At 62.2% G+C, this 2,896-nt stretch carries 4 protein-coding genes; all 4 read right to left on the minus strand.

Features of this window, described 5'->3' with window-relative positions:
- Positions 1-72: PduL/EutD family phosphate acyltransferase (locus tag Q0J74_RS11035; protein WP_297214573.1), on the minus strand; the 72-nt coding region annotated here is incomplete at its 3' end.
- A gap of 135 nt (positions 73-207) precedes the next feature.
- On the minus strand, positions 208-1,305 hold the full coding sequence (gene mtnA, locus Q0J74_RS11040) for an S-methyl-5-thioribose-1-phosphate isomerase (RefSeq protein ID WP_297214569.1): 1,098 nt from the start codon (positions 1,303-1,305) through the stop codon (positions 208-210).
- A gap of 15 nt (positions 1,306-1,320) precedes the next feature.
- Positions 1,321-2,535 carry an S-methyl-5-thioribose kinase gene (gene mtnK / locus Q0J74_RS11045; protein WP_297214571.1) on the minus strand — a complete coding sequence of 405 codons (1,215 nt, stop codon included), beginning with the start codon at positions 2,533-2,535 and terminating at the stop codon, positions 1,321-1,323.
- 58 nt (positions 2,536-2,593) lie between these two features.
- The coding region (locus Q0J74_RS11050) for a hypothetical protein (protein WP_363315584.1) at positions 2,594-2,896 on the minus strand (303 nt) is incomplete at its 5' end.

The following is a 2,896-nucleotide window of genomic DNA, read 5'->3' on the forward strand; positions in this document are numbered from 1 at the left end:
CAGCTGGTATCCCGCGCCGAAGAGCTTTTCCACATCCGCCTGGCACAGATGCACATGGCGGTTGGAGGACATCACCGGCACATGGCGCTGACCCGTTTTGGCCAGCTCGCACAGCACCAGCCGCTCCACCGCGGCGCGCAGTTCCTTTTCGTTCATAACGCCCCTCCCTTCGGGGGGTGGCCGGGGCATGCGCCCCGGCGCGGTTTCTTACTTCTTCTTGGCGGCTTCGGCCTCAGCCTTCTTTTTGAAGATCTCCTTGAGGCTCTCGTTGTAGGGCGGACGGGCGATGCCGTACTCGGTCACGATGCCGGCGATGAGCTCGTTGTCGGCAAAGTCGAAGGCGGGGTTATAGACCTTCACGCCCTCGGGCGCCATGCGGCGCTTGTACCACATCTCGGTCACTTCCTCGGCGGGGCGCTGCTCGATGGTGATGTCCTCGCCGCGGGCAATCGACATGTCGATGGTGGAGGTGGGGCCCAGCACATAGAAGGGGATGCCGTAGTACTTGGCCAGAATCGCCACGCCGGAGGTGCCGATCTTGTTGCAGGCGTCGCCGTTGGCGGCCACGCGGTCGCAGCCGACGAACACGGCGTTGACCCAGCCGTTTTTCATGACCTGAGAGGCCATGTTGTCGCAGATGACGGTGGTGTCCACGCCGTCGGCCTGCATCTCAAAGGCGGACAGGCGCGCGCCCTGCAGGAGCGGGCGGGTTTCGTCCGTATAGACGCGGAAGTTCATGCCGCGCTCGCGGCCCAGGTGGATGGGGGCCAGGGCGGTGCCGTACTTGGAGGTGGCCAGCTGGCCGGCGTTGCAGTGGGTGAGGATGCCGTCGCCGTCCTTGATGAGGGTCAGGCCGTACTCGCCGATCTGGCGGCACATCCACACGTCCTCGTCCTTGATGGCCACGCTCTCCTTGTGCAGAAGCTCCTTGAGCTCGGGAACGCTCTTGTCCCTGTTGTCCAGCACTACCTGCTCCATGCGGTTGAGCGCCCAGGAGAGGTTGACGGCGGTGGGACGGGAGGAGTTGAGGTAATCCTTGGCTGCCTTGAACTGGGGATAGAATTCGTCCCAGGTGTCGGCCTGAATCTGCTTGGCGGCCAGATACACGCCAAAGCCCGCCGCCACGCCGATGGCAGGCGCGCCGCGCACCTGCAAAAGGTAGATGGCGTTCCAGATGTCCTTCTGGTCGGTCAGGCTGAGGATCTCCACCTCGTAGGGCAGCTTGGTCTGGTCCAGGATGACCAGCGCGCTCTTTTCGTCGTCCAGCGCGACGGTCTCGTAGCTCATGATGCTCTTGTCAGCCATGGCTTTTTTCCTCCCTTACTTGGCCGCTTCATCGGCGCGCAGGACGGCCGCCACGAAATCGGCGCCGGTCTTGAAGGCCGTGCGGTTCATGATGTAGTCCTTGCCGCAGAGGATGTTGACCTTCTCGGCGTGGGCGCGCTTGGCTTCGTCGGCGATGGTGGTCACGTCCTTGACGTTGGCCATGCCCACGGTGCGGCGGATGAGCTCGGTGCCGGCGTAGGCGGCGGTGTCGGACAGGATGGAATCGAGGTAGAACTCCTTGAAGCCGGGGGTCTTGGCCATGAGATCGGTCACGCACTCGTCAAAGCACTTGAGGAACTTCTGGCAGAACAGGTCCACGGTCTCCTCGATGGCCTTGAGCGCCCAGTCGCAGAATTCCTCCGCCCCGGCGGCGCGGCCGTTGTCCCAGGCGAAGATCAGGTTGGCGACCACGTTGCCGATGTCGTAGCCCATGGGGCCGTAGAAGGCGAATTCGGGGTCGAACACGCGGGTGGAATCCTGCTTGACGAAGATGGAGCCGGTGTGCAGATCGCCATGGATGAGGGACTGCGCGTTGTTCATGAACTCGAACTTGAGCTTGGCCACGGCCAGCTTGAGCGCGTCGTCCTCATAGAGCTCGCGGCGCACGAAGTCGGCGATGGGCGGGAAGACGTTGTTGCGGTGGTTGCAGTCGTTGTACGGCTCGGTCAGGACCAGGTCCTCGGTGATCTCGCACAGCTCGGGGTTGATGAAGCTCTTGACCATGGCCTTCTTTTCCTTGTGCTCCATGGCCACGTCGGTGGTCTTGAGCAAGGTGTTGACCATGTAGGTGGAGATGTCCTCGGCAAAGCGCGGGAACGTCTCGTGCCGCATGAGCGCGTAGCGCATCAGCGCATGGTCGGACAGGTCCTCCATGGCGCAGGCGCACATCACGGTATCATAGCCGTAGATCCTGGGCACCAGGCCGGGGGCGTACTTGTCCTGAATCTGAAGGATTTCGCTTTCGATGCGGTTGCGGTCGGTGGAAACCTTCATGTCCGCCGAGATGCGCAGCGCCTCGCCCGCCTGCTTGACGATGATGGACTTGCCGGTCTTTTCCTCCACCACGCGGAAGACGTAGTTGAGGTTGCCGTCGCCGATTTCCTTGACGGTCAGCACCGCGTCCTTGTCGAAGTGGCCGGGATACTTGGTCTGGACATAGTCGATCACGTCGGCTTCCTTCATGAGAAAATAGGTGTCGTAACGGGGCATGTGCAAGACTTCCTTTCTCTATAAAAAGTGCCTTTTTGGTTCCGGTTTTGGGCCGCCGTCAGCGAAACTCGATGTTTCGCAGGTCCAGCGGGTCGATCGCGCAAAGCGCGCGCATCTCCTCCGCCGTGGGCGGCGGGGTTGTCTCGATGGAAAAGTAGCGGATGGGGAAAGCGGTGTTCTGCGCCACCTCGTCGATGGTGGTATACGGGTGCACGCTCTTTAAAATGAGCTGGCCCTGATACATGGTAAACACGCACAGGGGGGTGACGATCTCGCTCACGTTGCCCTGCGCGGTCACGAAGTCCACGCCGGGGGAGAAGGTGCGGCGGTCGTGCTTGGTGCGCCAGATGATGGCGCGCCT

It is taken from the genome of uncultured Flavonifractor sp. (assembly GCF_944387675.1).
In the GTDB taxonomy this organism is placed as follows: Bacteria; Bacillota; Clostridia; order Oscillospirales; family Oscillospiraceae; genus Flavonifractor.